The sequence below is a fragment of the Nonomuraea sp. NPDC049152 genome (assembly GCF_040648355.1).
GTDB lineage: Bacteria > Actinomycetota > Actinomycetes > Streptosporangiales > Streptosporangiaceae > Nonomuraea.
Window position 1 is genome coordinate 256,700 of sequence record NZ_JBEZDO010000002.1, and the last position, 25,841, is coordinate 282,540.

Sequence of the window (25,841 nt, forward strand, 5' to 3'; positions counted from 1 at the left end):
ATGTGAATTAAGTCAGACGTAGGGTGTAGCGAGTTACTGTGAGATGTGAAATAAGTGCCGACATGAGCATCGAGGTTCGCGAAGGCGTCGTCATGGTCGACGGCGTGCCCAAAGTGCTGGTGACCGCCGACTACCCCTACTACAGGGACCGGCCCGCTGACTGGGCCGACAGGTTGCGGGCGCTCCGCGACGATCTGGGCGTCGAAGTGATCACCAGCTACATCCCGTGGCGGCACCACCAGCCCGACCCCGATGCGGCTCCCGACTTCACCGACGTGATCGCCTTCTTCGGGCTCTGCCACGAGCTGGGGCTGAAGGTGATCGCCAAGCCAGGCCCCTTCATCCACGCAGAGACCAACTACGGCGGGCTGCCCGACTGGGTCGCCTCCTACGAACCCGTGGTGGACTCCACGGGCGAGCCGTTGCGCTGGGGCGGCCTGCCGCTGCCCGCGCCGCTGGGCGCCGCCTTCTTCGACAGGACCGCGCAGTGGCTGGCGGCGGTCGGCAAGGAGGTGCTGGACGCCGCCACCTACCCCGACGGTCCCGTGATCATGATGCAGATCGCCAACGAGGGTCTCTACACCAACGGCGCCCTGCCCCTGACCTCCTACGACTACAGCGACTCGGGGCTGGCGTTCTTCAGATCCAGGCTCCAGCAGTGGTACGGCACGCCGCAGGAGTACAACCGCCTGCACGACGCCGCCATCACCTCGTGGGAGCAGGTCGCCCCCACCGGCGCCGACTGGGGCCGCTTCCACGCCGACTACCTGGCCGAGGTCTACCGGCGATGGGCCGACGCGGTCGGCTGCCGCGTGCCCGTGGTCGTCAACCTCAACCCGCCGACGGTCGAGCACCTGGACGACTGGCTGGCCAGAGTACGGCCCGCCACCTGGGACGACATCCACTACGGCTTCACCAACTGGATGGGCGTGGTCTCCGCCGACCCGGACGCGCACGCCCGCTACGTGATCGCCGCCAAGCTCGCCCCCGGCCCGAACCTGGAGGAGAACTGGGGCTTCTCCGAGCTCTACGACCGCGCCTACGCCGACGCGACGACGAGTTTCCACCAGACGCTGCTGGCGATGGCGGCCGGGGCCACCGGGTTCAACATCTACACCGGCGTGAACACCTCGTGGTGGACCGAGGCGCTGGACGCCAGGCACGCTCCGCCGTACCCGGACTGCGCCCCCATCGCCGCTGACGGGACGGCGACGGTGAAGGCGCCGGTGGTCAAGGCCCTGGCGGCGTTCTTCGGCCGGCACGGGGCGGAGTTCCTGGAGTGCGCGCCGGTGACGGGCGGCGCCTTCGGGCTCTACCTGCCGTATGCGGGGACCGGCGCGTGCGGGGCCGCGCTGCGCGCCTACCACGACAGGATGCGCGCGGCAGGGCTGGACTACGCGCTGCTCGACCTGCAGCACACGACGGCCGAGCGGCTGGCGGCGCACGCGACGGTGACCGTGCCGGGCGGGCCGCGCATGGACAGGGCCGTCCAGCGGCTGCTGGCAGATCACGTCGCGGGTGGCGGGCGAGTGCTGGTCGACGGCGAGCTCCCCGCGCGAGACGAGGACGCGCGGCCGTGCGCGGTGCTCGCCGACGCGCTGTCCGTCGAGGCTCCGCAGCTGCCCGCTCCGGCCGCACGGGTGGTGCGCGGGCGGGCGGACGCCTACCTCAGGACGCACCCGTCGAGCGACGTCCGCTACCTCACGGTCCTGGCCCACAGTGACAACGACGAGCCGATCGAGGTGGCGGTGGAGGGCGGCACGCTGAAGGTCGTCACCTGCCGCGGCGGCGCGGCCGTGGTCAGGCTGGCCGCAGGACGGCTCGACGATCACCTGGTCAAGGGGGTCAACACCTTCCTCGACTCGGCCGTGCCCGCCGCCGTCGCCTTCGGGGACGCGCGTTCGGCTGCGGCCGAGGCGGGAGACCTCTTCTCGCTCTGACCCCGCATGAAGCCCGTCGCAGCCCCGGTACTTCCGGACCCCACCTCGACGGCGGGGTCCGGGAGAGAGGGTCAGGCGGGCTGGGGCTCCTCGGGCGCGGCCGGTGGCTCCTCTTCCTGGCCCGCCCGCAACGCCCCGCCGATGGCGGCGATCGTGTGGGTCAGGCGCAGCCCCGACCCGTCGCGCCTGCTGATCTCCTCCGGCAACGGCACCGGCTTGCCCACCGCCGACACCGCCTTCGCCGGCCCTGGCCCCGCCCACGCCAGCAACAGCACGTCCTCACCCTTGAGGAAACGCTGCGCCCGTACGCCTCCCGTCGCCCTGCCCTTCGGCGGGAACTCCGCGTAGTCGGACACCTTGCCGCCGCCCACCTGCGTGCCGGGCAGCGCCGTGGCCGATCCCGCGATCGTCACCACCTGCGAGGGCTGGGCGGGATCGACCGCGCCGAACCAGATGACGGTGGCCCCGTCGTCGAGCCTGACGCCCGCCATGCCGCCCGCGGGACGGCCCTGCGGGCGCACCACCGAGGCCTGGTAGCGCAGCAGCTGCGCGTCGGAGGTGATGAACACCAGGTCGTGCTCCTCCGAATCCAGCTCCACCGCGCCGACGACCGTGTCGCCGTCCTTCAACCCGATGACCTCGAAGTCGTCACGGTTGCCCGGATAGTCGGGCACCACCCGCTTCACCACGCCCTGCGCGGTGCCCAGCGCGAGCCCTGGACCGTCGGGATCGAGCGAGCCCAGGCCGACCACGACCTCGTCGGGGTTGAGCGAGACGTACTCGGCGATCGGGTGGCCCCCTGACAGCGAGGGCGGATTCGCCGAGGGCGGCAGCGTCGGCAGGTCGACCACGTTGACGCGGATCATGCGCCCGTGGGAGGTCACCACGCCCACGTCGCCCCTGACGGAACTGCGCACCGCCGAGATCAGCACGTCGTGGGCCGAGCGCTCGTCGCCACCGGCCAGCGGCGAGGCGTCGCTGGTGCGCGCCAGCAGCCCCGTCGACGACAGCAGCACCAGGCACGGGTCGTCGGGAACCTCCAAGGTCACCGCGGCGCTGCGCGCCACGCCCGACGACTCCAGCAGCACGGTACGGCGGGGCGTGCCGTACTTCTTGGCCACGTCGGCCAGCTCGCCCGAGACCACCTGGCGCAGCCGCGCGTCGGAGGACAGGATGTCGCTGAGGTCGGCGATCTCCTCCGACAGCGTCTCCTTCTCCCTGTCGAGCTCCAGCTTGTCGAAGCGGGTCAGGCGGCGCAGCGGCGTGTCGAGGATGTAGGCGGCCTGGATCTCCGACAGCTCGAAGACCTCCATCAGGCGGGCACGCGCCTGCGCGGAGTCGTCGCTGGAACGGATGACCTGGATGACCTCGTCGATGTTGAGCAGCGCGATGATCAGGCCGTCGACCAGGTGCAAGCGCTCCTCGCGCTTGCGCTTGCGATACTCGGAGCGGCGCCGCACGACCTCGAGCCGGTGCTCGACGTAGACCTTCAGCAGCTCGCGCAGGCCCAGCGTGCGGGGCTCGCCGTCGACCAGCGCGACGTTGTTGATGCCGAAGGTCTCCTCCATCGGCGTGAGCCGGTAGAGCTCCTCCAGCACGGCCTCGGGGATGAAGCCGTTCTTGATCTCGATGACCAGGCGCAGGCCCTTGTGCCGGTCAGTGAGGTCCTTCAGGTCGGCGATGCCCTGGAGCTTCTTGGCGTTGACCAGCTCCTTGATCTTGCCGATCACCCGCTCGGGGCCGACGTTGAACGGAAGCTCGGTGACGACGATGCCCTTGCGGCGGGGGGTGGTCTGCTCGACCGCGCACTTGGCGCGCATCCGGAAGGTGCCGCGCCCGCTCTCATAGGCGTCGCGCACCCCCTGCAGCCCGATGATCGAGCCGCCCGTCGGCAGGTCGGGCCCGGGCACGAACTTCATCAGCTCGTCGAGCGTCGCGTCGGGCTTCTTGATCAGGTGGCGGGCGGCCGCGACGACCTCGACGAGGTTGTGCGGCGCCATGTTGGTCGCCATGCCGACCGCGATGCCGGTCGTGCCGTTGACCAGCAGGTTGGGGAAAGCCGACGGCAGAACCGTCGGCTCGGTCTCCTGGCCGTCGTAGTTGGGCTTGAAGTCGACGGTGTCCTCGTCGATCGACTGCACCATCAGCATGGCCGCGGGGGTCAGCCTGGCCTCGGTGTAACGCATGGCGGCCGGCAGGTCGTCGGGCGAGCCGAAGTTGCCGTGGCCGTCGACCAGCGGGATGCGCATCGAGAACGGCTGGGCGCAGCGCACCAGCGCGTCGTAGATGGCGCTGTCGCCATGGGGATGGAGCTTGCCCATGACGTCGCCGACGACGCGTGAGGACTTCACGTGCCCGCGGTCGGGGCGCAGGCCCATCTCGCTCATCGAGTAGAGGATGCGCCGCTGGACGGGCTTGAGCCCGTCGCGCGCGTCGGGCAGCGCGCGCTGGTAGATCACCGAGTAGGCGTACTCGAGGAAACTCGTGCGCATCTCAGCGGAAACGTCGATGTCGACGATCCGCTCCTCGAAGTCCTCGTCAGGTGGGGGTGTGGTCGTCCGTCGGGCCATGTCGAACATTGTGCCGAAGAATCTCGGGTGCCCGCGACTCAGCCACGTGTTTGCCCGGCATGAAGGGGGAAGTCGCCCCGGCGGTTCCCGGTTTGTCCGGGCTCCTCAGGACGGGCGGCGGGCGCCGGGCCACGGTCCAGGGGTCTCGCCCTCGTCCACGTCACCGGGCTCGTTCAGCCGCTCGTCGTACACCTGGAAGCCCCGAGCCAGGTAGTTCGCCAGCGCGGCGGGCCCGTCGAGCGAGCAGGTGTGCAGCCACACGCGTTCGGTGGCGGGCAGGCCCGGCCAGCGCGAGGCCAGGTCCCACGCGCGTGCCGTACCGACCGAGAGCAGGTGGCCGCCCACGCCCCCGCCCATCGCGAACGGCAGCAGCCCGAAGTAGGCGATCTCCACCTGCGCCCCTGGCTGCGGCTCCAACTCGACGTAACCGGCTGGGGTGCCCCTGTGCCAGGCGACCCAGGTCTCGATGCCGGGCCTGGTCAGGTACTCCATCCACTCGTCGTAGGTCCAGGTGAGCCGCCCCGTCCACTGCCAGTCGCCGCCGACCGCCGTGTAGAGGAACCGGCTGAACTCGGGCGAGGCGACCTCCGCCCGCACCACCTCGACCGGCAGCCGAGGCGGTTTGGCGGGGATCAGCGCGTCGGGCGAGCGCTGTTCGAGATACGAGGTGATGACATCCACGCCCGATATTTCAGCACGTGGTCCCCTTGGCGGGGACGACCAGGTCCGTCAGGTAGCGGTCGAGGTGGCCCCTGGCGCACGCGTTGGTCAGGTAGAGCGTGTGGCCCGGCCCCTCGTGCCGTACAAGGCCGCTGCCCGGCACCTGGGCGAGCACCCGTGCCACGGCGTCCGACTCGCCCCACGCGCCCGCGCCGACCAGCGGCGGCAGGCCCTTCGGCAGCGGGCTCGGCGGATTGGTCACCTTGACCGGCCATCCCACGCACGTGAGCGTCGCCGTCGCCAGCGTGTTCGCGGTGCCGGTGTCCGGCGCGATCCGGTTCAGCCTGGCCACCGTCGCGGCCATCTCCTCGCGAGTGCCGAACCGCGGCCAGTCCACGCACTCGGTGACGCCCGTCGCGACGTCCGGGTAGCGCAGGCCGCGTGGGGGCACGAAACCTGACGCGTCGCCGCGCGCGGCCTTCCCGATCGCCGCCGCGAGCCTCTTCCAGCCCTCCGGCCCCTGCCGGACGAACCCCATGGCGAGACCCTGCAGGTCACGGCCGTCGTAGGCGACGCCGGTCCCGGCCGGGACGGGGGAGCGATCAGCCCTGGCGACCAGCCTTCGCCAGAAGGACGGCTTGCACTCCTGCGCCTCGCACGAGGCGAAGTAGCGGCCCATGGCCTGCTCGTTCTGCCGCGCGGTGTCCTCCAGTTCCTTGACCCAGTCGGCGGTGCTGTGGTTCCACGTGCCGTCCAGGACCATCGCCCGCACCTTGCCGGGGAACAATCCGGCGTAGGCCTGGCCGTAGAAGCCGGCGTAGGAGGCGCCGTAGAAGGTGAGCTTGGGTTCGCCGAGCGCCTTCCTGATCGCCTCCATGTCCCTGGCGTGGTCGGCCGAGCTCATGTTCGCGAACAGCTCGGGGTCGCGGTTACGGCAGGCCTCCGCGATGCCGCGGTTGGTGTCGGACATCCTGGCGAACTCGGCGTCGTCGCGCGGGAAGGCGGGGACGGGGACGCGCGTCCATACGCACGGCAGTCCCGTGCTGGTGCCCTGGAACTGCTCGCCGTAGCCGCGGGTGTCCCAGGTGACGATGTCCATCCGCTTGCGCAGGTCGCTCCACAGCTGTGGCATGGACTCGGTCAGCTTGATCCCCGGCGCGCCGGGCCCGCCGTACGCGATGAGGACCGACCCTGCCGACTCTCCCGTGGCGCGCAGCCTGCCGACCTTGAGGGTGAGCTTGCGCCCTTCGGGCTTGGACCAGTCGACGGGGACGGTGACCTCCAGGCTCTCCATCCGCTCGGCGGGGGCGGTGGGCGCAGGGGCAGGATCGAGGGCGGCGGGGGCAGCGGGGGCCAGCAACGCGAGGGTCAGAACGGCACGTGTGATCATGGCGGACACGCTGCCGAATCCCGGGGTTCCCACACATCAGACCACGGTCTGATATCCCTCACCCGTCGTCGTCTTGACCAAGCAATTGCTTGGCAAGTACGGTCCCGAAGAGGAGATCCCCTGGAGGCGTCATGATCGAGTTCCGTCCGGTGACCAAGCACATCGGCGCCGAGGTGACCGGCGTCGACCTGCGCAAACCGCTCTCGCCTGAGGAGGTCGCCACCATCAGGCAAGGCTGGCTCGACCACCTCGTGCTCTTCTTCCGCGACCAGCACATCGACGACGAGCAGCACCTGCAGTTCGCGCTGAACTTCGGCACCCTCAACCACCCCGCCTTCAAGAAGGACGGCGCCAGCCCCATCCACGTGCTCGACCAGACCGACCCCAAGGGCGAGGGCGGCGACGAGTGGCACAGCGACAACACCTTCGAGCCGACCCCGCCGATGGGCTCCCTGCTGCGCTGCGTCCAACTGCCGAGCGTCGGCGGCGACACGCTCTGGGCCAACACCTACCTCGCCTACGAGACCCTCTCGCCGCCCTTGCAGCGCCTGTGCGACGAGTTGGAGGCCGTGCACGACATCACGGCCTCCATGAAGAAGGCCATCTCCAAGGGGCACCCCTTCGACCTGGCCGAAGTCCAGGCCAAGTGGCCGCCGCTGGTGCGTCCCGTGGTCCGTACCCACGCAGAGACGGGACGCAAGGCGCTGTTCGTCAACCGCGCGTCCACGACCCGCCTGGTCGGCCTCACCGACAGGGAGAACGAGGCGCTGCTGCCCCTGCTGATCGACCACATCCGCTCGGCCGAGTACCAGGTGCGGCTGAACTGGCGTCCGGGCACGCTCGCCTTCTGGGACAACCGCTCCACCCAGCACTACGCCGTCGCCGACTACACCGAGCGGCGTCGCATGCACCGCGTCACCGTCAACGCCTTCCCCGAGCACGCCGACCCCGCCTGATCCGCCTCGCCGGGCCGTGGGCGGGCGCGGCCCGGAGGGCAACAGTCTCATCCAAGAGCACCGCACGCGGGAGAATTCGTCGGCGGGACCTGGTAACAAGGAGCACATGACTGAAGCGGTCGCGATGATGCGGGAAGAAGCCGAAGCCCACCTGCGGGCTCTTGCGGGCGAGCACGCGCGGCTGCGTGACGACCAGTGGTCGGCGATCGAGGCGCTCGTCGTCGACCGGCGCAGGGTCCTGGTCGTGCAGCGCACCGGCTGGGGCAAGTCGGCCGTCTACTTCGTCGCCACCGCCCTGCTGAGGGAGCTGGGCGAGGGCCCGACCGTCATCGTCTCCCCGCTGCTGGCGCTGATGCGCAACCAGATCGCCGCCGCCGAGCGCGCCGGCATCCGCGCCGTCACCATCAACTCCGCCAACCCCGAGGAGTGGGAGGAGATCTACGGGCGCGTCGCCGAGGGCATGGTCGACGTGCTGCTGGTCAGCCCCGAGCGGCTCAACAACCCCGACTTCCGCGACAACGTCCTGCCCGAGCTGGCCGAGAGCGCGGGGCTCGTGGTCGTCGACGAGGCCCACTGCATCTCCGACTGGGGCCACGACTTCCGCCCCGACTACCGCAGGCTGGCGACCCTGTTCGAGGAGCTGCCGCCCGGCATCCCCGTGCTGGCCACGACCGCCACCGCCAACGCGCGCGTCACCCGCGACGTGGCCGAGCAGCTGGGCGGTGACGACGCCCTGGTCCTGCGCGGGCCGCTCGAGCGCGACAGCCTCCACCTGTCCGTCGTACGGCTGGCGACCGCCGAGCAGCGTCTCGCCTGGCTCGCCCAGACGCTCAACGAGCTGCCCGGCTCCGGCATCGTCTACACGCTCACGGTCGCCGCGGCCCACGAGATCGCCGGCTACCTGCGGGAACAGGGTCACGAGGTGGCCGCCTACTCGGGTCAGACCGAGCCCGCCGAGCGCCTGGCCGCAGAGGAGGCCCTGCTCAACAACAAGATCAAGGCGCTGGTGGCGACCAGCGCGCTCGGGATGGGCTTCGACAAGCCCGACCTGGGCTTCGTCATCCACGTCGGCGCGCCGCAGTCACCCGTCGCCTACTACCAGCAGGTCGGCCGCGCCGGCCGCGGGGTGGAGCGGGCCGAGGTCATCCTGCTGCCCGGCACGGAGGACCGCGACATCTGGGCGTACTTCACCTCGCTCGCCTTCCCGCCCGAGCCGGTCGTGCGGACCACGCTCCAGGCGCTGGAGCAGGGCGGCGTGATGTCCACCCAGGCCCTCGAGACGGTCGTCGACCTGAGCCGCAGCCGCCTGGAGATGATGCTCAAGGTCCTCGACGTCGACGGCGCGGTCCGCAGGGTCAAGGGCGGCTGGACGGCGACCGGCGAGGAGTGGGCCTACGACGCCGAGCGCTACGCCCGTATCGCCGCCGAACGCAGGTCCGAGCAGGAGTCCATGCTCGGCTACCTGACCACGACCGCGTGCAGGGAGGAATACCTGCGCAAGCGGCTCGACGACGAGGCGGCGGCGCCGTGCGGGCGGTGCGACAACTGCACGGGCACGCACCGTTCGCCGGAGATCGCGGCGGTCGCGGTGGAGAGTGCCAGGCAGATGCTGACCAGGCCGGGCGTCGAGGTGGACGCGCGCAGGCAGTGGCCGACCGGCTTGGCCGACCTGTCCGGGCGGATCAAGCCCGAGCTGGGCGCCGAACCGGGCAGGGCGCTCGGCAGGCTGACCGACATCGGGTGGGGCAACCGGCTGCGAGAGCTGTTCAACGCTCCAGACGCGCCGATGGCCGACGACATGTTCAAGGCGGTCATTCAGGTGCTGGCCGCCTGGGAGTGGAAGCAGCGGCCCGTCGCCGTGGTCAACGTGCCGTCGGGGTCGCGTCCCTTGCTCGTCAGGGGGTTCGCCGAACGGCTGGCCCAGGTGGGCAGGCTGACCTACCTCGGCGAGCTGGGCTATCGGGCGGGCTCGCCGGGGCAGCAGTTCAACAGCGCCAAGCGGGTGCAGGCGATCAGGGGGACGCTGGCGATGCCCAAGGAGCTGGGAGCGGCGATCGCGCAGTGCGGCGGCCCCGTGCTGCTCATCGACGACCGGGTCGACACCGGGTGGACGATGACGCTGGCCGCGGCCCTGATCCGGCACGCGGGCGCGCCCGCCGTCCTGCCGCTCGCCCTGGCCACCACCTCCTGACCGGCGGGCGGCGCCGGCCGTCTGCGGGTCGCCTGGCCGTAACGGACGCACGCGGGGCCTTCACTCCCATGTCACGACATCGGGGAGTATCAACCGTAAAGTGCGCTAGAGGCGGGGGCGAGCCCCGAGGTGAGAGATCGCCTTCGAGGCCAGGCGGCAGCCTGCCGCCAGCGCCTCGGCGGGCGGCTTTCCCGCCAGCCACTCGGGCAGGAAGCCCGCGGCGAACGCGTCGCCCGCGCCGGTGCCGTCGACCACCCGGTCCACGGGCTCGGCGGCGACCCTGACGGGCTCCGGCCTGCCGTTGGTGTACCAGAGGGCGCCGTCGACGTTCATCTTGATGACGACCTGCGGGAACCACGCGGTCAGCACCTTGACAGCGGCCTCGGGGTCGTCGCGCCCGGTCAGCACCTTGGCCTGGTCGGCGTTGGCGAACAGCAGCTTGGCGCCGTTGGTCCACTCGAGGAACGGCTCGGCGCCCGTGCGCTCCAGCGGCGCGGAGGAGGAGCAGTCGACCGAGATCGACATGCCGGACCTGCGGGCCATCTCGAGAGCGGCGAGCCCCGCCTCGCGGGAACCCTCGTTGATCAGCGTGTAGCCGGACAGGTGGAGATGACCGCCCGAGTTGAACAGGTCACGTGGCAGGTCCTCGGGGGACAGCGCGGCGTTGGCGCCGGGATCGGACAGCATCGTGCGCTCGCCCTTGTGCGTGACGAGCACCACGCAGGTGCCCGTGGGACGCTCGGGGTCCATCACGAGCCTGGCGTCCACGCCATAGCCCATGAGCTCCATGTCGCGGTTACGCCCAGTGATGTCGGCGCCACGGCGGCCGATGAACGCGACCTCCGCACCCTCGACGGCAAGCCACGAGGCGATGTTGGCCCCGGAACCGCCACCGTGCATGGTGACGATCGCCGGAGTGTCGCTCGCCCTGGCCAGCGCGTAGCGAGCGCGCGCGACCGCATCGGTCATGAGATCGCCCACCACCACGACCCGCGTCATGATGTCACCGCCTTGCTGCAATCCTTCGCGCCTGACGCCGAAAAACTTAACAGCTTCAGGCCTGCTCGTGGGGCATACACCGGACACGCGTTCATAGTCGATGCACAAGCGTTGCCCAACGGGCACCGCACGTGAGGCGCAGGTCTACGCTCGGGACTGTGGAGGCAACCCAGTATCCCGCCCATTGGGAGGCGGACGTCGTCCTGGCCGACGGGGGTACCGCGCACGTGCGCCCGATCAGGCCCGCCGACGCCGACCGGCTCCGCGCGTTCTACTCCAGGCTGTCGGCCGAGTCGATCTACTTCCGCTACTTCGGGCCGCGGCCCAAGCTGTCGGACAGGGAAGTGGCCTTCTTCACCAACGTCGACTACGTCGACAGGGTCGCCCTCATCGCCACCATCGGCACCGAGATGGTGGCCGTCGTCCGCTACGACAGGGTCGACCCGGCCGAGGCGGAGGTCGCCTTCCTCGTCGAGGACGCCCACCAGGGCAGGGGTGTGGCCTCCGTCATGCTGGAACACCTGGCCGCCACCGCCCGCGAGCGCGGCATCGAGACCTTCATCGCCGACGTGCTGCCCGCCAACATGCGGATGATGGGCGTCCTGCGCCAGGTCGGCTACACCGCGCAGAGCCGCTTCGCCGACGGCGTGGTCCGCATGACCCTCGACCTCACCCCCACCGAGACCTCGGCCGAGGTCACCGCCTCGCGCGAGCACCGCGCGGAGGCCCGCTCGATCGCCAGGCTGCTGACGCCCGGCTCGGTCGCGGTCATCGGCGCCTCACGCGAGCCGGGCGGCGTCGGCCAGACCGTGCTGCGCAACCTGCTGGCCGCCGACTTCACAGGACCGGTCTACCCCGTCCACCGCGAGGTGCGGGCGGTGGCGGGCGTGCGGGCCTACCCGAGCGTCAAGGACATCGACGGCGAGGTCGATCTCGCGGTGCTCGCCGTACCGGCGGACAGCGTCATCGACGTCGTCAAGGAGTGCGCGGAGAAGGGCGTGCGCGGGCTGGTCGTGGTCTCGTCGGGGTTCGGCGAGACGGGGCAGGAGGGGCGGGCGCGCCAGGACGAGCTGGCCCGCATCGCCCGCGCCTACGGGCTGCGCGTGGTCGGGCCCAACTGCCTCGGCATCGCCAACACCGATCCTTCCGTACGGCTGAACGCCACGCTCGCGGCGACCGTCCCCGGCAGGGGCAGGGTCGGCTTCTTCAGCCAGTCGGGCGCGCTCGGCACCGCCCTGCTCCAGCGGGTGGCCCAGCGCGGCATCGGCATCTCCAGCTTCGTCTCCGCGGGCAACAGGGCCGACGTGTCGGGCAACGACCTGCTGCAGTACTGGGAGGAGGACGAGGCGACCGAGGTCATCCTGCTGTACCTGGAGTCGCTGGGTAACCCGCGCAAGTTCACCCGCCTGGCCAGGCGCATCTCCCGCCGCAAGCCGATCGTGGTGGTCAAGAGCGGTGGCACCACCCAGGGCGTGCCCATCGGCCACTCGGCCTCCGCGCTGCGCCTGCAGGACAGCGCGCTCAGCTCGCTGTTCGAGCAGGCGGGGGTGATCAGGGTCGACGACCTCATCCAGCTGTTCGACGTCGGCCAGCTCCTGGCCTGCCAGCCGCTGCCCGCGGGGCCGCGCGTCGGGCTGGTCAGCAACTCCGACGCGCTCGGGCTGCTGGCCGTCGACGCCTGCGTCAGCGCCGAACTGGAGCCGCGGCCGCCGGTGAACCTGGGCGCGACGGCGGGGGCCGCCGAGTTCGGCACGGCTCTGGCGGGCGTCCTGGCCGACCCCGACGTGGACGCGGCCGTCGTGATCTACATGCCGCCCATCCCGGGTGACAGCAGGTCGGTGGCGGCCGAACTGGTGCGCGTGTCCCGAGAGGCGGGCAAGCCCGTGCTCGCGACGTTCGAGGGGCAGCTCGGGATGCCGCCCGAGCTGCGCACCGACCCAGGCGCGCTGCCCGCGCGGGGGTCCGTCCCGTCGTACGCGGCGCCGGAGGAGGCGGTAAGGGCGCTGGCCCACGTGGTCAGGTACGCCGTCTGGAGGAAGCAGCCTCCGGGGGCGCCGCCCGAGCTCGACCACCTCGACACCGAAGCCGCCCGCGCCATCGTCGAGACCGCCCTCGCCGTCGACCCCGCCACCCGGGAGCCCCAGGCCGAAGGCGAAGAGCCGGCCGGGCTGCGGACCGGTCCGCCCGAAAGGACCGGCGCCGGGCCCGTCGAGATCGACGCGACCGAGCTGCTCGCCTGCTACGGCCTCACCGTCTGGCCCTCCGAGGTCGTCGCCACCCCCGACGAAGCCGTCGCCGCCGCCGAACGTCTCGGCTGGCCCGTCGTGCTCAAGGCCGCCGACCCCGAGGCCGCCAAGCGCGCGGGCACCGTACGCCTGGGGCTCACCTCGGCCGCCGCCGTCCGCCACGCCTACGCCGACCTCGCGGGCCAGCTGGGCGCCGACGTGGTGCTCGCCGTGCAGCGGATGGCGCCGCAACCCGCGGTCCCGACCGTGGTGAACGTGCTGGAGGACCCCGCGTTCGGCCCCGTCGTCTCCTTCGGGCTCGGCGAGGTGACCGCCAGGCTGCTGCGCGACCGCGGTTTCCGGCTCGCCCCGCTGACCGGCGAGGACGCCGCGGGCCTGGTGCGCTCGGTGCGGGCGGCGCCGCTGCTGTTCGGCGAGTACGGCTACCCGCCCGTCGCGGTCGGCGCGCTGGAGGAACTCCTCGTCAGGGTCGGCCGCCTGGCCAACGACCTGCCGGAGGTCTCCAGGCTCGACCTGGATCCCGTGCTGGTGGGGGAGTCGGAGGTGCTCGTCCTGGGTGCGCGTGCCGTACTCAGGAGTCCCGAAGGCCCGCGGCGCGACGGCGGTCCCCGTCGCCTGGCCTGAACGAAACACATTGCCGCCGAATCAATAGCGGCAATTGCATTCCCTTTTCTCCCTCAAAACATCCCCTCAAATCGCATGAAAAGTAATTATCCAGATATGTCGTGGTTTGTCCTACGAGTGTGAGCGGTGCCCGGGGGCTGGCAGGATGGATGCATGAGGGAAACCCGAGTCTCAGCCGCGGGCCTGCGTGAAGCGATCGAGCGCAGCGGCTACTACCCCGACCTCGTCACCGATGCGGTCGAATCCGCGCTGGGCAAGGACGCGGTGACCGCCTACGTGGTGCACCACGAGGCCACGTTCGACCCGGCCATGGAGGTGCGCAGGCACGTCACCGTCCTGGTCCTGACGGGCACCCGGCTGCTGGTCTGCCACACCGACGAGCACCCGCCCGCCGAGGGCGTCTCGGCCTCGCACGCCTCCACCACCACCGAGGCGGTACGGCTGGCCCGCGTCCAGTCGGTCGCGGTGACCAGGGTCGTGCCCGATCCCGCGTCCTACGTTCCCGGCGTGCCGCCGACCGAGGTGACGCTCACCATCGGGTGGGGCGCCATCTCCCACGTCGACCTCGAACCCGCCACCTGCGGCGACGAGAACTGCGAGGCCGACCACGGCTACACCGGCGCGATCACGGCCGACGACCTGTCGCTGCGCGTCAGCGAGGCCGCCGACGGTCCCGAGGCGGTGGGGCACGTGCTCGCCTTCGCCAAGGCCCTCTCCGAGGCCACGGCCCGCGCCGCCACCTGACCGCACCCGCGCCCCTTGCCCCTCGCCCCCTCGACCTCCCCTCGACCCAGGCCCCCGAACCCCGCCCCCTCCACGATCCGGCGGACCCGACGTGCCGTTGCCCGCCTCCGGAGGCCCACGGACGGCCACCGGGAAGTCCGGCGCGAGGGCGAGCCGTTCAGGATCGGGAAGCCCGCCCCCTACCGCGGGGCGGGCGGGGCCGCTAGAACGGTTCCAGACATCCACGCGAGGCGAGCGAGGTGCTTGATGGACAGCGACAGGGCCACGCCGTACGACCACGCGCCCGTGGTCCCCGCCTACGGCGGCGCCTCCCTCGCCGACCTGCCTGGCTCCCTCCTGGCCGCCCTGGGCGCGGCCCCCGACGACGACAACGTGCTGGGGCTCGACCCCGCCGACCGGGTGTGCGTGTTCGTGGTCGACGGGCTCGGCGCCAGGCTCCTGGACGCGCACGCCGACCGCGCCCCCTTCCTCGCCTCCACCAGGGCGCGAGCCCTCACCGCCGGCTTCCCGGCCACCACGGTGACCAGCCTGTGCACGCTCGGCACAGGCCTGCCGCCTGGCGAGCACGGCATGCTGGGCCTGACACTGGCCGTTCCTGGACGGAACCACCTGTTCAACTGCCTGCGTTGGAGCCTGCCCAAGGGCATGCCGCCCATGGACCCGCACACCTGGCAACCGGCCGAGACCGTCTACCAGCGCGCGGCCAGGGCAGGCATCGAGGCCAGCTACGTGGCTCCCGCCGCGTTCGAGGGGACGGGCCTGACCGACGCCGTCTACCGCGGCGTCCGCTACGTGCCCGCCGACTCCGTCGACGAGCGGGTGGCGGGAGTGCGGGCCGCGCTGAACGGCTCCGCGCGAGCCCACGTCACCGTCTACTACGGCGACCTCGACGCCACGGGCCACCTGGTGGGCTGGGGCACACCGCAGTGGCTCGACCAACTGGAGATCGTCGACAGGATGGCGGAGCGGCTGGCCGAGGGGCTGCCGTCGGGCTCGGCCCTGTACGTCACGGCCGACCACGGCATGGTCAACGCCGAGGAGAAGATCGACGCCCAGGCCACGCCGGAGCTGAGCGCGGGCGTGGCCATGTTCGGAGGGGAGGCGAGGGCAAGGCACCTCTACACCGAGCCTGGCGCCGCCCCCGCCGTGCTGGAGACCTGGCGCGAGCTGCTGCAGGGCAAGGCGTGGGTCGTGTCCAGGCAGGAGGCGATCGAGTCGGGCTGGTTCGGCCCCGGTGTGCGAAGCGAATGGCTGGGCAGGATCGGCGACGTCGTCGCCGTGCCGTACGCCGACTGTGCCATCCTCGCCTCTGAGACCCATCCGGTCGAGGCGGCCTTCACCGGCTACCACGGTTCGCTCACAGCCGCCGAGCAGCACATCCCACTACTGGAGGTATCCACCCGATGACCCTGATCAACCCGGCGGAGCTGGCCGCGATGGAGGGAGCCAGCGTGCTCGACGTGCGCTACCGGCGGGGCGGCCCCTCAGGGCGCGAGTCGTACGCCGAGGGGCACGTGCCAGGCGCCGTCTACTGCGACCTCGACGCGGACCTCGCCGCGCCGCCGAACGGCGGCGGCCGTCATCCGCTGCCTTCGGCGGAGGCGTTCACGGCCTCGATGCGCAGGCTCGGCGTGAGCGGCTCCCGTCCCGTGGTCGTCTACGACGACGCCGACTCCATGGCCGCGGCCAGGGCGTGGTGGACGCTGCGCTACTTCGGGCACGAGGACGTCAGGGTCCTGGACGGCGGGTTCCGCGCGTGGATCGAGGCGGGGCAGCCGGTCTCCAAGGAGGAGCCGAGCGTGTCGGGCGACTTCACCGCCAGGCCGGGCGGCATGCTCACGCTGAGCGCCGGGCAGGCGGGCGAGCTCGCGGGTCACGGCGTGCTGATGGACGCCCGCGCGGCCGAGCGCTACCGCGGCGAGGTGGAGCCGATCGACCCGGTGGCGGGGCACGTCCCCGGCGCGGTCAGCGCGCCCACCGACCAGAACGTCGGACCCGACGGCCGCTTCCTCGACCCCGCCACGCTGCGCGCCCGCTTCGCCGCCCTCGGCGCGGTGGAGGGGGCCGAGGTGGGCGCCTACTGCGGGTCGGGCGTCACTGCCGCGCACGAGGTGCTGGCGCTTGAGCTGGCGGGCGTTCACGCGGCGCTCTACGTCGGCTCGTGGTCCCACTGGATCAGCGACCCCGCCCGCCCCATCGCCACCGGCTGACCCTCACCGCCGGGCGTCCACGGCGGCATCGCGGACGACGACGGGGTGTTCGCCCGCGCCGAAGCAGGCGAAGCCGAGCACCCCCGTCTTGCTCGCGGCCTCCGCCAGCGCGGCCGAAGGAGCTCCGCCCGCGGCCAGCAGGTCGTGGAAGACCGTCATCAGCGCCAGCGCCTCCTCGTCGGGCACCGGGATCAGCCCCGCGACCACGCAGGAGGCGCCCTGCGAGAGGAACGTCCCGGCGAGACCGAGCGGCGCCCCCTCGGCGGGCACCCGCGCCATTCCCGAGTCGCACGCCGACAGCACCACCAGGCCCGGCCGCATGCTCAGGGGCAGCAGGTCGTAGGCCATCAGCGGCCCGTCCTCCAGCTCGATGCTCGACAGCAGCGGGCTGGAGGAGTGGAAGGTGCCGTGGGCGGCCAGGTGGAGCACCTCGGCCCTGCCGAGCGCGGCGGCCACCTCGGCCGTGCGGGCGGGCACCCGCTCGGCCCGCCGGTGCGCGGCCAGCACCCGCCGCACCTCCTCCTCGGCATGCTCCAGCCCCGGCCCGGCCGCGCCCACCACGAGCGGCTCTCGGTGGGCGGGTGGAGCGGTGCGGCGGGCGAGGGCCGCCAGCCAGGCGGCGGCGCTCGGGACGACGCTCAGCGGGCGGCCGCGCAGGAGCGGCAGCGCCGACCACGGCAGCGTGTGCAGCGGCCCGGCGGGGACGATCACCAGCGGACGGCACTCGACCAGGTCGGCGATCGGCCCGAAAAGGACCCGCTCCAGCGAGGACGCCTCGGCCGCGACCGGCGCCTGATGATCGCCCGCGCCGTCGCCGAAGCTCGCGCGGCGCAGGCCGTAGCGCAGCCTGATGACCGCCTCGGCCACGTACGTGGCGCCGGCGACGCGGCGCAGCTCGCACCCCGACGGGGTGATCACCACGGCCAGCAGCGCGCCCTCGTGGCAAAGGAACTCCACCAGCGCCGCCCCGTCGAGCGCCGCCGTGACCGCGCCGATCGCCGGTGCGGAGGGCCGGCCGCCGGAGACGGCCCGCCAGCGTTCGGCCCACCCGAACACCGCCTCGGGACCGCCCCCCGAGATCGCCAGGCCGAGCCCGTAGGAGGCCAGGCGCAGGCCCGCCCGCACTCTGTGCGCCCTGAGCGAGGGATCGTCGAACCGTTCGGCGTCGGCGCCGAGGTCGGACAGGCCGCGCAGCACCGCCCCGAAGGCGCCCGCGTGGTCGCCGTTGACCCCGGCCAGCAGCGCCGCCGCGTGCCAGCGCACCAGCGGGGGCACCTCGTCGAGGTCGTCGTCATCGGCCAGGTGCTCGGCCTGCTGCGCGGAGGCCAGCCTGGTGAGCCGCCGCATGGCAAGCGTGGGCGCGTCGAGGAGGGGCGCGAGGCGGCGCGGCTCCCGCGCGGCGGCCTCGGCCGCGGCGGCGGAGTGGGGGTCGAGGAGGGCCAGCTGGGACGTGGCCGTCGCCGTGTCGCCTCTGGCCAGCGCCAGCTCGGCCGCCGCCAGCCGCAGCGCGGCCGCGCCCGCCGCGTAGGAGCAGGCGGCCAGCTCGTGCGCGCAGGCCAGCAGCTCGGCCGGCAGGCCGGGGGAGTCAGGTTCGAGCACGAGCCTGGCGCGCAGGGCGACCTCGGCGGCCAGCGGCGCGGCGCTCTCGCGGCCGTGGGCGCACAGCTCGGACTGCGCCCTGCGGGCCACGGCCAGCGCCTGCCGGGCGTCGCCGGTCAGCAGCTCCACCTGGGCCAGCAGCAGCCTGGCATCGGCCAGCGCCGCCTGCGCGCCCGCCGCTTCGAGTTCGGGCACGGCGAGGCTCAGCATCGCCCTCGCCTCGCCCGGCAGCTGGGCGGCCAGCAGCGCCCCGGCGAAGTCGGCGCGCATCGTGGCCAGCCGCTCGGGAAAGCCGAACAACGTGTCCTCGCAGGCCCGGTAGTGGGCGAACGCCGCAGGGATGTCGCCCTGCCGTACGGCGAGAAAGGGCAGGTTGGCGGCGGCGAGGCGGGTCAGGTGAGCCAGCCCCGCGCTCTGGGACAGCCGCAGGCACGCGGCGATGTCGGCGGTGGCCTGCGCCCACCGGCTCTGGTAGGCGTGCACCAGGCCCCTGTTGAGTAGCCCGCCGGCCAGGAAGCGCTGGTCGTCGATGGTGCCCGGCGCCTCGGCCAGGACGGCGACAGCGCGGTCGCACGAGGCCACGGCCTCCTGGTAGCGGCCCAGATGAGCCAGCGCCACCGCCCGCTGCGTGTCGAGCTTGGCGCGGTCGAGAGGGGACAGGTAGGCCCAGGCCATCGCGGCGATGCGGAGCGCCTGCAGCGGGTGACCGCGCTGGGTGCGGACGGTCACCAGGGACAACCTGGCCTGCGCCAGGCGATCAGCGGGTGCGCCTCCCGTGGCGATCGCCTGGCGAAGGTGTCGTTCGCTGGCCTCCAGGTCGCCGAGCTCCCTGGAGGCCAGCGCCATGGCGCGCAGAGCGACGACGGCTGGTTCGACGGCGCCCATCCCCTTGGCGGCGGCGTGAACGGCGCGGGCGTTGGCGAGTGCCCGCGCAGGGTCGACGCCGGACTGGAGGATCGCGTCCTCCGCCATCGCGACCAGCCTGTTCGTCACGGGCGGATCCGCACCCAACCGGTGGCCACTGGGGTGAACCCCGGCCGGTGGCAGACCACGCTGAACCAGCCCGGCGGCAATCCCGTCGCCGCGAACTGGCCGGTCTCCCGCAGATCGCGAGAGACAGTGAGATGTGGTGTGCGGATGTCTATCGTGGCCCCGTCACCAGGATGAGGTGACACCCGCCCCGCCACATCGATGAGACCGTCCCCGATGGTCACCTCCAGATCGAAGGAGAGGTCCGCCGTGGCGAACCTGACCATGCGCGGCCCGTCCGCGTCACGAGTGCCCCTCGTGGCCACGCACTCCACGGGCCCGGCGGTGACCACCTGGGCCAGCCGGAGGGAGTACGCGTCACGGGCGGCGGCCGAGACGTGGGCGGGAATCGGGTCGTGCCCCGCGGCGATGCGGAGCGCGGCCAGGAGATACTCGTCGCCACTCATGGCACCGCTTCCTCTAGTGAGATTCGGGTGCGCAACTTCTGCAGGCAGCGAAGGCGGGTCGGGCCCACGCTGCCGACCGGCACGCCCAGCCGAACCGCCATCTGGTGCGTTCCCGCCTCGGGAACGGTGGCCATCAGGCGGAGCAGGGTCCGGCATGGTTCGTGCAGATCAGACACCGCCTGCCAGAGCAGACGTCCCGCATCGGCCTCGAGGACGGCCGACGCCGGGTCGGGATCGATGGGACCGCCTTCGGGAAGGCAGAGGTGAGGGTGATTCCCCATCCCTTTCCTCATGATCTGGAGCGCCTCACGCCTGGCGGCCGTGGCCAGCCAGGCGCCGACGCTCGCCGGATCCCTGATCGAGTGAAGGTGCTCAAGAAGCCGCAACCATGCGCCCTGCACGGCGTCGGCGGTGTCGGCTTCGTTCAACCCACACGCGCGAGCGACCGACCACATCCGCTGCCCGAACCGGTCCTCGAGGCCGGTCCATGCGGAGTGGTCGCCGTCGGCAGCCGCTTCCAGCAGCTCCTCCGGGAGACGGGCGTCGCTCACGATACCTCCTCGTAATGAGACGAGGACTGAGCGTAAACTCTACAGACCCGCGGGGACGGCAACTCCCAGATGAGGAATTTCCCGTGAACCAGGGAGGTCGGCCGGCTCTCGCGTCGATGGCGACGCGGCGAAGGCGCCCGACACCAGCGCGGCGGCGAACGACGTGCCGCTCCAGTGCGCGTATCCGCCGAACTCGCCCCACTCGAGGAACGCGCTGGTGAGCCAGTCGGCTCTGGCCCACGCGTCCACCCACGGGCCGAAGCCGGAGAACGGCGCCCTGCGTTCCTCGGCGGCGTCGAGCCCGCCCACCCCGACGATCCCGGGCAGCGCGGCGGGCCAGAAGGGCCGGTCGGAGGCGGTGTTGCCGGCGCAGGCCACCGTCACCGTGCCGGGCAGCGAGGCCAGCGCGTCCGCCACCAGGTGGGAGGGCTGGTCGTCGAAGGTGTGGCAGCCGAGCGAGAGGTTGAGGACCTGCGGAGGGTCGGCGCGCATCCGGTTCAGCGCGCGCAGCAGGCCCGCCTCGTCGCCCACGCCGTCCGCGCCCAGCACCCTGCCCACCCGCAGCACGCTGGTGGGAGCGCGGCGCTGGATCAGCCCGGTGATGAACGTGCCGTGACCGGCCTGCCTGTCGAGCCCGCCGGTGCCGTTGCCTTCGTCGTTGGGCCGGTCGACGGCCTCGGGGCCGAGCGTGCGGTACCAGTCGCTCTCGGCCCACCAGGGGTGTGCGGCCACGCCTGTGTCGAGGACTCCGACCGTCACGGGCGAGCCCTTGCCGGAGGGCGCGTCCACCGGCGCGGCGGGGAAGGGCCTGGAGGCGGGGCCGCCGAACCACAGCGGCTGCCCGACCAGCACGTGGTTCGGCGAGGCGCGGTAGCCCTCCTCCCGCAGCCGCATCACGATCTCGCACGGATCGACGCCCGGCGTCAACCTGATGCGGAAGACGCCCTCGGCCTCGGCCACCGCCTGCGTCCACTGCTCGGCCGCGGACATGGCGCCGCGCTCGGTGAGGATTTGACCTGGCCGGATGAGCGCCGCGCCGACGGCTTGGATGTCCATGGCCCGTTATCTTTCCCTGCCGGGCCAAGCGTCACATGCCTCAGTCGCAACATCTTGGTATAGCCCCCCTCTAGCACCCGGCGGCGACCGACGGTAGTCTCTCCCTAGTCACTTGTGATCATCCCAGGACGAGGCCGTTGGGGAAGGCGCACCTCGTACCGAAACGGGAGGTCCGGTGTCTGCTCGTGGCGTGCTGTACGTCCACTCGGCTCAGCCCGCGCTGTGCCCTCATATCGAATGGGCAGTCGCGGGTGTCCTTGGCGTGCCCGTAGACCTGACGTGGACGCCCCAACCGGCCGCGCCGAACGTCGTGCGCGCGCAGGCCGAGTGGGAAGGACGCCCTGGCATCGCCGCGGCCATCACCTCCTCGCTCATGGGCTGGCAGCGCATCCGCTTCGAGATCACCGAGGACGGCTCGCCCGGCGTCGACGGGTCGAGGCACGCCTACACGCCGACCCTCGGCGCCTTCACCGCGGTGGTCGGGGCGGCGGGCGACATCATGATCCCCGAGGACCGCCTGCGCGCCGTCATGCTCATGGCCTCCCAGGGGCGGTGCGTCCTGGAGGACGAGCTCGACAAGATGCTCGGCAAGCCGTGGGACGAGGAGCTCGAGCCCTTCCGCTACGCGGGCGACGGCGCCCCCGTCCGCTGGCTGCACGCCGCCGTCTGACCTCCCACCTCTCCCGCCTGCCCGTGAGCCGCTCCCAGGCTCACGGGCTGTTTTGCGTGCCTGATCGCGTCAGGCCGGACCGGAGCCGAAGGGCGTGGAGATGTCGCCTCCCTGCATCAGGCGCTCCATCGTCTTCTTGATCGCCTCGGAGTCGTTGAGGTGCGGGAAGGGCTCGCCGGCCGGAACGGCGACGTCCAGGAACCGGCACAACGGCTCCCAGCCCTCGCGCACGTCGAAGACGAGGAGCCGGTCCGCGGGCAGGCTCTCCTTGACGGCGGCCACATGGCGGTGGAAGGCCGCCACGGCGACCTCCTCCTCGTGCCCTTTCTGAGGCTGCACCCTTCGCCGAAGGTGGCGCCGACGATCCGCTCCATCACGGGGTCGAGCCGCGCCATCGACCTGAACACCGCGGAGGCGGCCTCGGGCAGGTCGGCGGGCAGCTGCCTGCCCGGCCCGTTGGCGATCAGCTGCTGCATGCTGAGATACCAGCGATGCGGATCCCGCACGGTCAGGATGACCTTCGCGTCAGGATAGCCCGCCGCCTGCTGGCGCCAGAAGTGGCTGGCCGGCCAGTCCTGGGTGGACCGGTAGCCGTCGAGGACCTTTTCCCAGTTCACGGGTTCGCCGGAGATGACGGGCAGCCACCTGTCGACATGGTCGGGCTTGGAGAGGATCTCGAACATGTGGTAGCAGGGGCCGAAACCCAGCCGGTCCAGCGCGGCCTTCATCGAGCTCGTCCCGGTGCGCGGCAACCCCGCGCCGATCACGTGCAACACGTCGTACCTCCGGTTGGGGTGTGGCCGGATACCCGCGCGCCGGGCTCCCACGCCGGTTCGTGCCCATCCTGGAAGCCATGGCGAGCGGCGCGGTGTGACATCGCCGGTCAAGGAATGTCACACCGAGACGTTCCTATCGATCTCAGGATGCACGGGCAGATCGCAGGAGCCAAGCCCCGAAGGGCCGCACGACGAAGCCCCTCCACCCCGGAGTGCAAGTTCTAGAGGGTGGAGGGGCACAGGTCGTCGAGCGGCTACAGCGGGATGTTGCCGTGGGCGCCCCTTGCGGGCGTCGCCGTGGCCAGCACCTTGGCGATGGCGCCGCGGGTGCTCGCGGGGTCGATGACCTCGTCGATCACGCCGAGCTCCTGGGCCCTCTGCAGCCCGCCGGCGAGCTTCTCGTGCTCCTCGGCCAGGCGCTGCTCCAGCTCGGCCCGCTCCTCCTCGGGAGCGGCCGCGAGCTCGCGCCGCTTGAGGATGCGGACGGCCGCGACGGCGCCCATGACGGCGACCTCGGTCGTCGGCCACGCGAAGACCTTGGTCGCGCCGAGCGAGCGGGAGTTCATCGCGATGTACGCCCCGCCGTACGCCTTCCTCGTCACGAGCGTGACGCGCGGCACGGAGGCCTCGGCGAAGGCGTGCAGGAGCTTGGCGCCGCGGCGGACCACGCCGTCGTGCTCCTGGCCGACGCCCGGCAGGTAACCGGGAACGTCCACGAGGACAACCAGCGGGACGCCGAACGCGTCACACATACGAACGAAGCGAGCGGCCTTCTCGGCGGACGTGGCGTCGAGGCAGCCGCCCAGCCGCATCGGGTTGTTGGCGATGACGCCGACGGTCCTGCCGCCCAGGCGGCCGAGCGTGGTGACGATGTTGGGCGCCCACTTGGGGTGAAGCTCGATGCCCTTCTCGTCGAGCAGGCCGTTGACGAGCGGCTTGACGTCGTAGGCGCGCCTGGCCGACTCGGGAAGGAGCGTGGAGAAGTCCATCTCCTCGACCGAGGAGGTGCGCACCCTGCCCTGGTGGCCGAGCAGTACGGCCAGCTGGCGCGCCTTGAGCAGCGCCTCGGCCTCGGTCTTGGTGACGACGTGGACCACGCCGCTGCGCTTGCTGTGCGGCTCGGGGCCGCCGAGGGCGGCGCTGGTGACGTCTTCGCCGGTGACGCTGCGCACCACGTCGGGGCCCGTCACGAAGATGCGGCCCTGGTCGGCGAGGATCACGATGTCGGTGAGGGCGGGGCCGTAGGCGGCGCCGCCCGCGGCGGAGCCGACGACCACGGACAGCTGCGGCACGATGCCGGACGCCTTGGTCATCGCGGCGAAGACCCGGCCGACGGCGTGCAGCGACTCGACGCCTTCGGCGAGTCGCGCACCACCGGAGTGCCAGACGCCGATGACCGGCACCCGCTCACGGACGGCCACGTCGTAGGCGTGCACGATGTGCTCGCAGCCTTCGCCGCCCATCGCGCCGCCCTGGAAGCGGGCGTCACTGCAGAACGCGACGACGGGAACACCCTCGACGCGGCCCATGGCGGCGAGGACGCCGCTCTTGTCCTGGGGAGTGATCAGCCGCAGCGAGCCCTCGTCGAGCAGCGCGGTCAGGCGGACGAACGGATCGCGGGGATCGGCGGGCGTCTCATCAGAGGCGCCGGTCACCACCCCGTTGTCGAGCACGGTCATCTGTGGCTCCCTCAGTGCGTGGTGAAGACGACGGTCACGTTGTGACCGCCGAACCCGAACGAGTTGTTCACCGCGGCGATGTCGCCCTGCGGCAGCTTGCGGGACTCGCCGTGGACGAGATCCACCTCGATGCCGTCGTCAGGGTTGGCCAGGTTGATGGTCGCGGGCACGATGCGGTCCTCGAGAGCCTTGATCGTGAAGACCGACTCGATGCCGCCGGCGCCACCCAGCAGGTGGCCCGTCATGGACTTGGTGGAGGTGACCAGCGGATGGGTGCCGATGGCCTTGGCCACCGACTGCACCTCGATGACGTCACCGGCCGGGGTGGAGGTACCGTGCGCGTTGATGTGCTTGATGTCCTGACCCGTCACGCCCGCGTCGGTGAGCGCCTGGGTCATCGCCATGATGATGCCCCTGCCCTCGGGCTCGGGCTGCGTGATGTGGTGGGAGTCGGCGGAGTAGCCGACGCCGGAGGCGTAGGCGTAGATCTTCGCGCCGCGCGCCCTGGCGTGCTCCTCCGACTCCAGCACGACGATGCCCGCGCCCTCGCCGAGCACGAACCCGTCGCGGTCGCGGTCCCACGGACGCGAGGCGCCCTGCGGGTCGTCGTTGCGGGTCGACATGGCCCGCGCGGCCGCGAACGCGGCGATGTTGAGCGGGTGGATGGCCGCTTCGGTTCCGCCTGCCACGACGACGTCGGCGCGGCCTGACCTGATCATGTCCATCGCGTAGCCGATCGCCTCCGCGCCGGAGGCGCAGGCGGAGACGGTCGCGTGGACACCTGCCATCGCGCCCAGGTCGAGCCCGATCCACGCGGCGGGACCGTTGGGCATGAGCATCGGGACGGTGAAGGGCGAAAGGCGGCTCCAGCCCTTCTCCTTGAACGTGTCGTAGGCCGACAGCGTCGTGGTGATGCCGCCGATGCCGCTGGAGACGACCACGCCGAGCCGCTCGGACGCCACCTGCGGCGCACCCGCGTGCTGCCAGGCCTCACGCGCCGCGACCAGGGCCAGCTGCTCGCTGCGGTCGAGACGACGCGCCTCCGGCCGTGGCAGCACCTCGGACGGGTCGACGGCCGCGACGCCCGCGAACTTCACGGGGACGCTGTCGACCCAGTCCTCGGTGAGAGGCCGCACACCAGACTGACCGGCGAGGAGCGCCGACCAGGTCGAGGTGACGTCTCCACCGAGGGGCGTCGTCGCGCCGTACCCGGTGACGACGACTCGTGCCCGGTTCGCACTCACGTGGTTACGCTCCTTGCTGATCAGAAGGGAAGGGTTCAGGCCTGGATGAAGTTGAGGACGTCCTTGACCGTCTTCAGGTTCTTGAGCTGGTCGTCGGGGATCTCGACGCCGAACTCGTCCTGCGCGGCCACGGCGATCTCGACCATGGACAGGGAGTCGATGTCGAGGTCGTCCACGAAGCTCTTCTCCGGGGTGACCTCGGTGGCCGGGATCCCGGTGATCTCGTTAACGATCTTGCCGAGGCCCTCGAGGATCTCCTGCTCGCTGACTGCCATGTCGGTAGTTCTCCTTTGAGTTTCT

At 71.8% G+C, this 25,841-nt stretch carries 20 protein-coding genes and 1 pseudogene; 8 read left to right on the forward strand and 13 right to left on the reverse strand.

The genetic code is table 11. The features are described from left to right. The first annotated feature begins 62 nt into the window (after positions 1-62). Positions 63-1,940: an alpha-amylase family protein gene (locus tag AB0B45_RS04935; protein WP_358125398.1), complete on the forward strand. Its 1,878-nt coding sequence runs from the start codon at positions 63-65 to the stop codon at positions 1,938-1,940. 71 nt (positions 1,941-2,011) lie between these two features. Here AB0B45_RS04935 and AB0B45_RS04940 read toward each other — a convergent pair whose 3' ends face one another. From AB0B45_RS04940 to AB0B45_RS04950, 3 genes are all read right to left on the reverse strand, one after another. Continuing rightward, entirely contained in the window at positions 2,012-4,510 is a 2,499-nt protein-coding gene (locus tag AB0B45_RS04940) for a DNA topoisomerase IV subunit A (protein WP_358125401.1), read from the reverse strand. Positions 4,511-4,615: 105 nt separating this feature from the next. Further along, on the reverse strand, positions 4,616-5,191 hold the full coding sequence (locus AB0B45_RS04945; RefSeq protein ID WP_358125405.1) for a GNAT family N-acetyltransferase: 576 nt from the start codon (positions 5,189-5,191) through the stop codon (positions 4,616-4,618). A 10-nt stretch (positions 5,192-5,201) separates the two neighbouring features. Then, the gene (locus AB0B45_RS04950; protein ID WP_358125408.1) at positions 5,202-6,560 is read right to left on the reverse strand and encodes an alpha/beta fold hydrolase; all 1,359 of its coding nucleotides are present in this window, start codon (positions 6,558-6,560) and stop codon (positions 5,202-5,204) included. A 131-nt stretch (positions 6,561-6,691) separates the two neighbouring features. Between AB0B45_RS04950 and AB0B45_RS04955 the strand changes: the two genes are divergently transcribed. Further along, positions 6,692-7,516, forward strand: a complete 825-nt coding sequence (locus AB0B45_RS04955) for a TauD/TfdA family dioxygenase (RefSeq protein WP_358125411.1) — start codon at positions 6,692-6,694, stop codon at positions 7,514-7,516. A gap of 106 nt (positions 7,517-7,622) precedes the next feature. Then, positions 7,623-9,707 carry a RecQ family ATP-dependent DNA helicase gene (locus AB0B45_RS04960; RefSeq protein ID WP_358125414.1) on the forward strand — a complete coding sequence of 695 codons (2,085 nt, stop codon included), beginning with the start codon at positions 7,623-7,625 and terminating at the stop codon, positions 9,705-9,707. 105 nt (positions 9,708-9,812) lie between these two features. Here the strand turns inward: AB0B45_RS04960 and AB0B45_RS04965 are convergent, their stop codons facing one another. Next, a complete protein-coding gene (locus tag AB0B45_RS04965) occupies positions 9,813-10,706 on the reverse strand; it encodes a sugar kinase (RefSeq protein WP_358125417.1) in 894 nt (297 codons plus the stop codon). Positions 10,707-10,864: 158 nt separating this feature from the next. Between AB0B45_RS04965 and AB0B45_RS04970 the strand changes: the two genes are divergently transcribed. From AB0B45_RS04970 to AB0B45_RS04985, 4 genes are all read left to right on the forward strand, one after another. Then, complete coding sequence (locus AB0B45_RS04970; protein ID WP_358125420.1) at positions 10,865-13,576, forward strand: GNAT family N-acetyltransferase; 2,712 nt, start codon at positions 10,865-10,867, stop codon at positions 13,574-13,576. Positions 13,577-13,729: 153 nt separating this feature from the next. Further along, entirely contained in the window at positions 13,730-14,320 is a 591-nt protein-coding gene (locus AB0B45_RS04975; protein WP_358125423.1) for a DUF5998 family protein, read from the forward strand. A 246-nt stretch (positions 14,321-14,566) separates the two neighbouring features. Beyond that, positions 14,567-15,727 (forward strand): nucleotide pyrophosphatase/phosphodiesterase family protein, encoded by a 1,161-nt coding sequence (locus AB0B45_RS04980; protein ID WP_358125426.1) that lies wholly within the window; start codon positions 14,567-14,569, stop codon positions 15,725-15,727. Then, complete coding sequence (locus tag AB0B45_RS04985) at positions 15,724-16,530, forward strand: sulfurtransferase (protein ID WP_358125429.1); 807 nt, start codon at positions 15,724-15,726, stop codon at positions 16,528-16,530. The genes AB0B45_RS04980 and AB0B45_RS04985 overlap by 4 nt, the downstream gene beginning before the upstream one ends. Positions 16,531-16,533: 3 nt before the next feature. Here AB0B45_RS04985 and AB0B45_RS04990 read toward each other — a convergent pair whose 3' ends face one another. The 4 genes from AB0B45_RS04990 to AB0B45_RS05005 are packed head-to-tail and all read right to left on the reverse strand — an operon-like array spanning position 16,534 to position 21,172. Then, a complete protein-coding gene (locus AB0B45_RS04990; protein WP_358125432.1) occupies positions 16,534-19,122 on the reverse strand; it encodes a CHAT domain-containing protein in 2,589 nt (862 codons plus the stop codon). Beyond that, positions 19,119-19,565 carry a hypothetical protein gene (locus AB0B45_RS04995; protein WP_358125435.1) on the reverse strand — a complete coding sequence of 149 codons (447 nt, stop codon included), beginning with the start codon at positions 19,563-19,565 and terminating at the stop codon, positions 19,119-19,121. Before AB0B45_RS04995 ends, AB0B45_RS04990 begins: the two co-directional genes overlap by 4 nt. Beyond that, a complete protein-coding gene (locus AB0B45_RS05000; protein WP_358125438.1) occupies positions 19,562-20,116 on the reverse strand; it encodes a sigma-70 family RNA polymerase sigma factor in 555 nt (184 codons plus the stop codon). The genes AB0B45_RS04995 and AB0B45_RS05000 overlap by 4 nt, the downstream gene beginning before the upstream one ends. Positions 20,117-20,155: 39 nt before the next feature. Further along, on the reverse strand, positions 20,156-21,172 hold the full coding sequence (locus tag AB0B45_RS05005; protein WP_358125440.1) for a S8/S53 family peptidase: 1,017 nt from the start codon (positions 21,170-21,172) through the stop codon (positions 20,156-20,158). Between the two features lie 175 nt (positions 21,173-21,347). Here AB0B45_RS05005 and AB0B45_RS05010 point away from each other — a divergent pair, with 175 nt between their 5' ends. After that, positions 21,348-21,842: a DUF3145 domain-containing protein gene (locus AB0B45_RS05010; RefSeq protein WP_358125443.1), complete on the forward strand. Its 495-nt coding sequence runs from the start codon at positions 21,348-21,350 to the stop codon at positions 21,840-21,842. 69 nt (positions 21,843-21,911) lie between these two features. On the opposite strand, the gene AB0B45_RS05015 is transcribed toward AB0B45_RS05010, so the two are convergent. From AB0B45_RS05015 to AB0B45_RS05035, 5 genes and pseudogenes are all read right to left on the reverse strand, one after another. Then, the gene (locus AB0B45_RS05015; protein ID WP_358125447.1) at positions 21,912-22,181 is read right to left on the reverse strand and encodes a sulfotransferase; all 270 of its coding nucleotides are present in this window, start codon (positions 22,179-22,181) and stop codon (positions 21,912-21,914) included. Positions 22,182-22,240: 59 nt separating this feature from the next. After that, a pseudogene (locus tag AB0B45_RS05020) lies at positions 22,241-22,570 on the reverse strand (sulfotransferase family protein); the annotation flags it as partial. Positions 22,571-22,872: 302 nt separating this feature from the next. Continuing rightward, positions 22,873-24,297, reverse strand: coding sequence for a carboxyl transferase domain-containing protein (locus AB0B45_RS05025; RefSeq protein WP_358125450.1), 1,425 nt, complete (start codon positions 24,295-24,297; stop codon positions 22,873-22,875). Between the two features lie 11 nt (positions 24,298-24,308). Next, complete coding sequence (gene fabF, locus AB0B45_RS05030; RefSeq protein ID WP_358125453.1) at positions 24,309-25,541, reverse strand: beta-ketoacyl-ACP synthase II; 1,233 nt, start codon at positions 25,539-25,541, stop codon at positions 24,309-24,311. A gap of 35 nt (positions 25,542-25,576) precedes the next feature. Then, positions 25,577-25,816, reverse strand: a complete 240-nt coding sequence (locus AB0B45_RS05035) for an acyl carrier protein (RefSeq protein ID WP_358125456.1) — start codon at positions 25,814-25,816, stop codon at positions 25,577-25,579. Between the last annotated feature and the right edge of the window lie 25 nt (positions 25,817-25,841).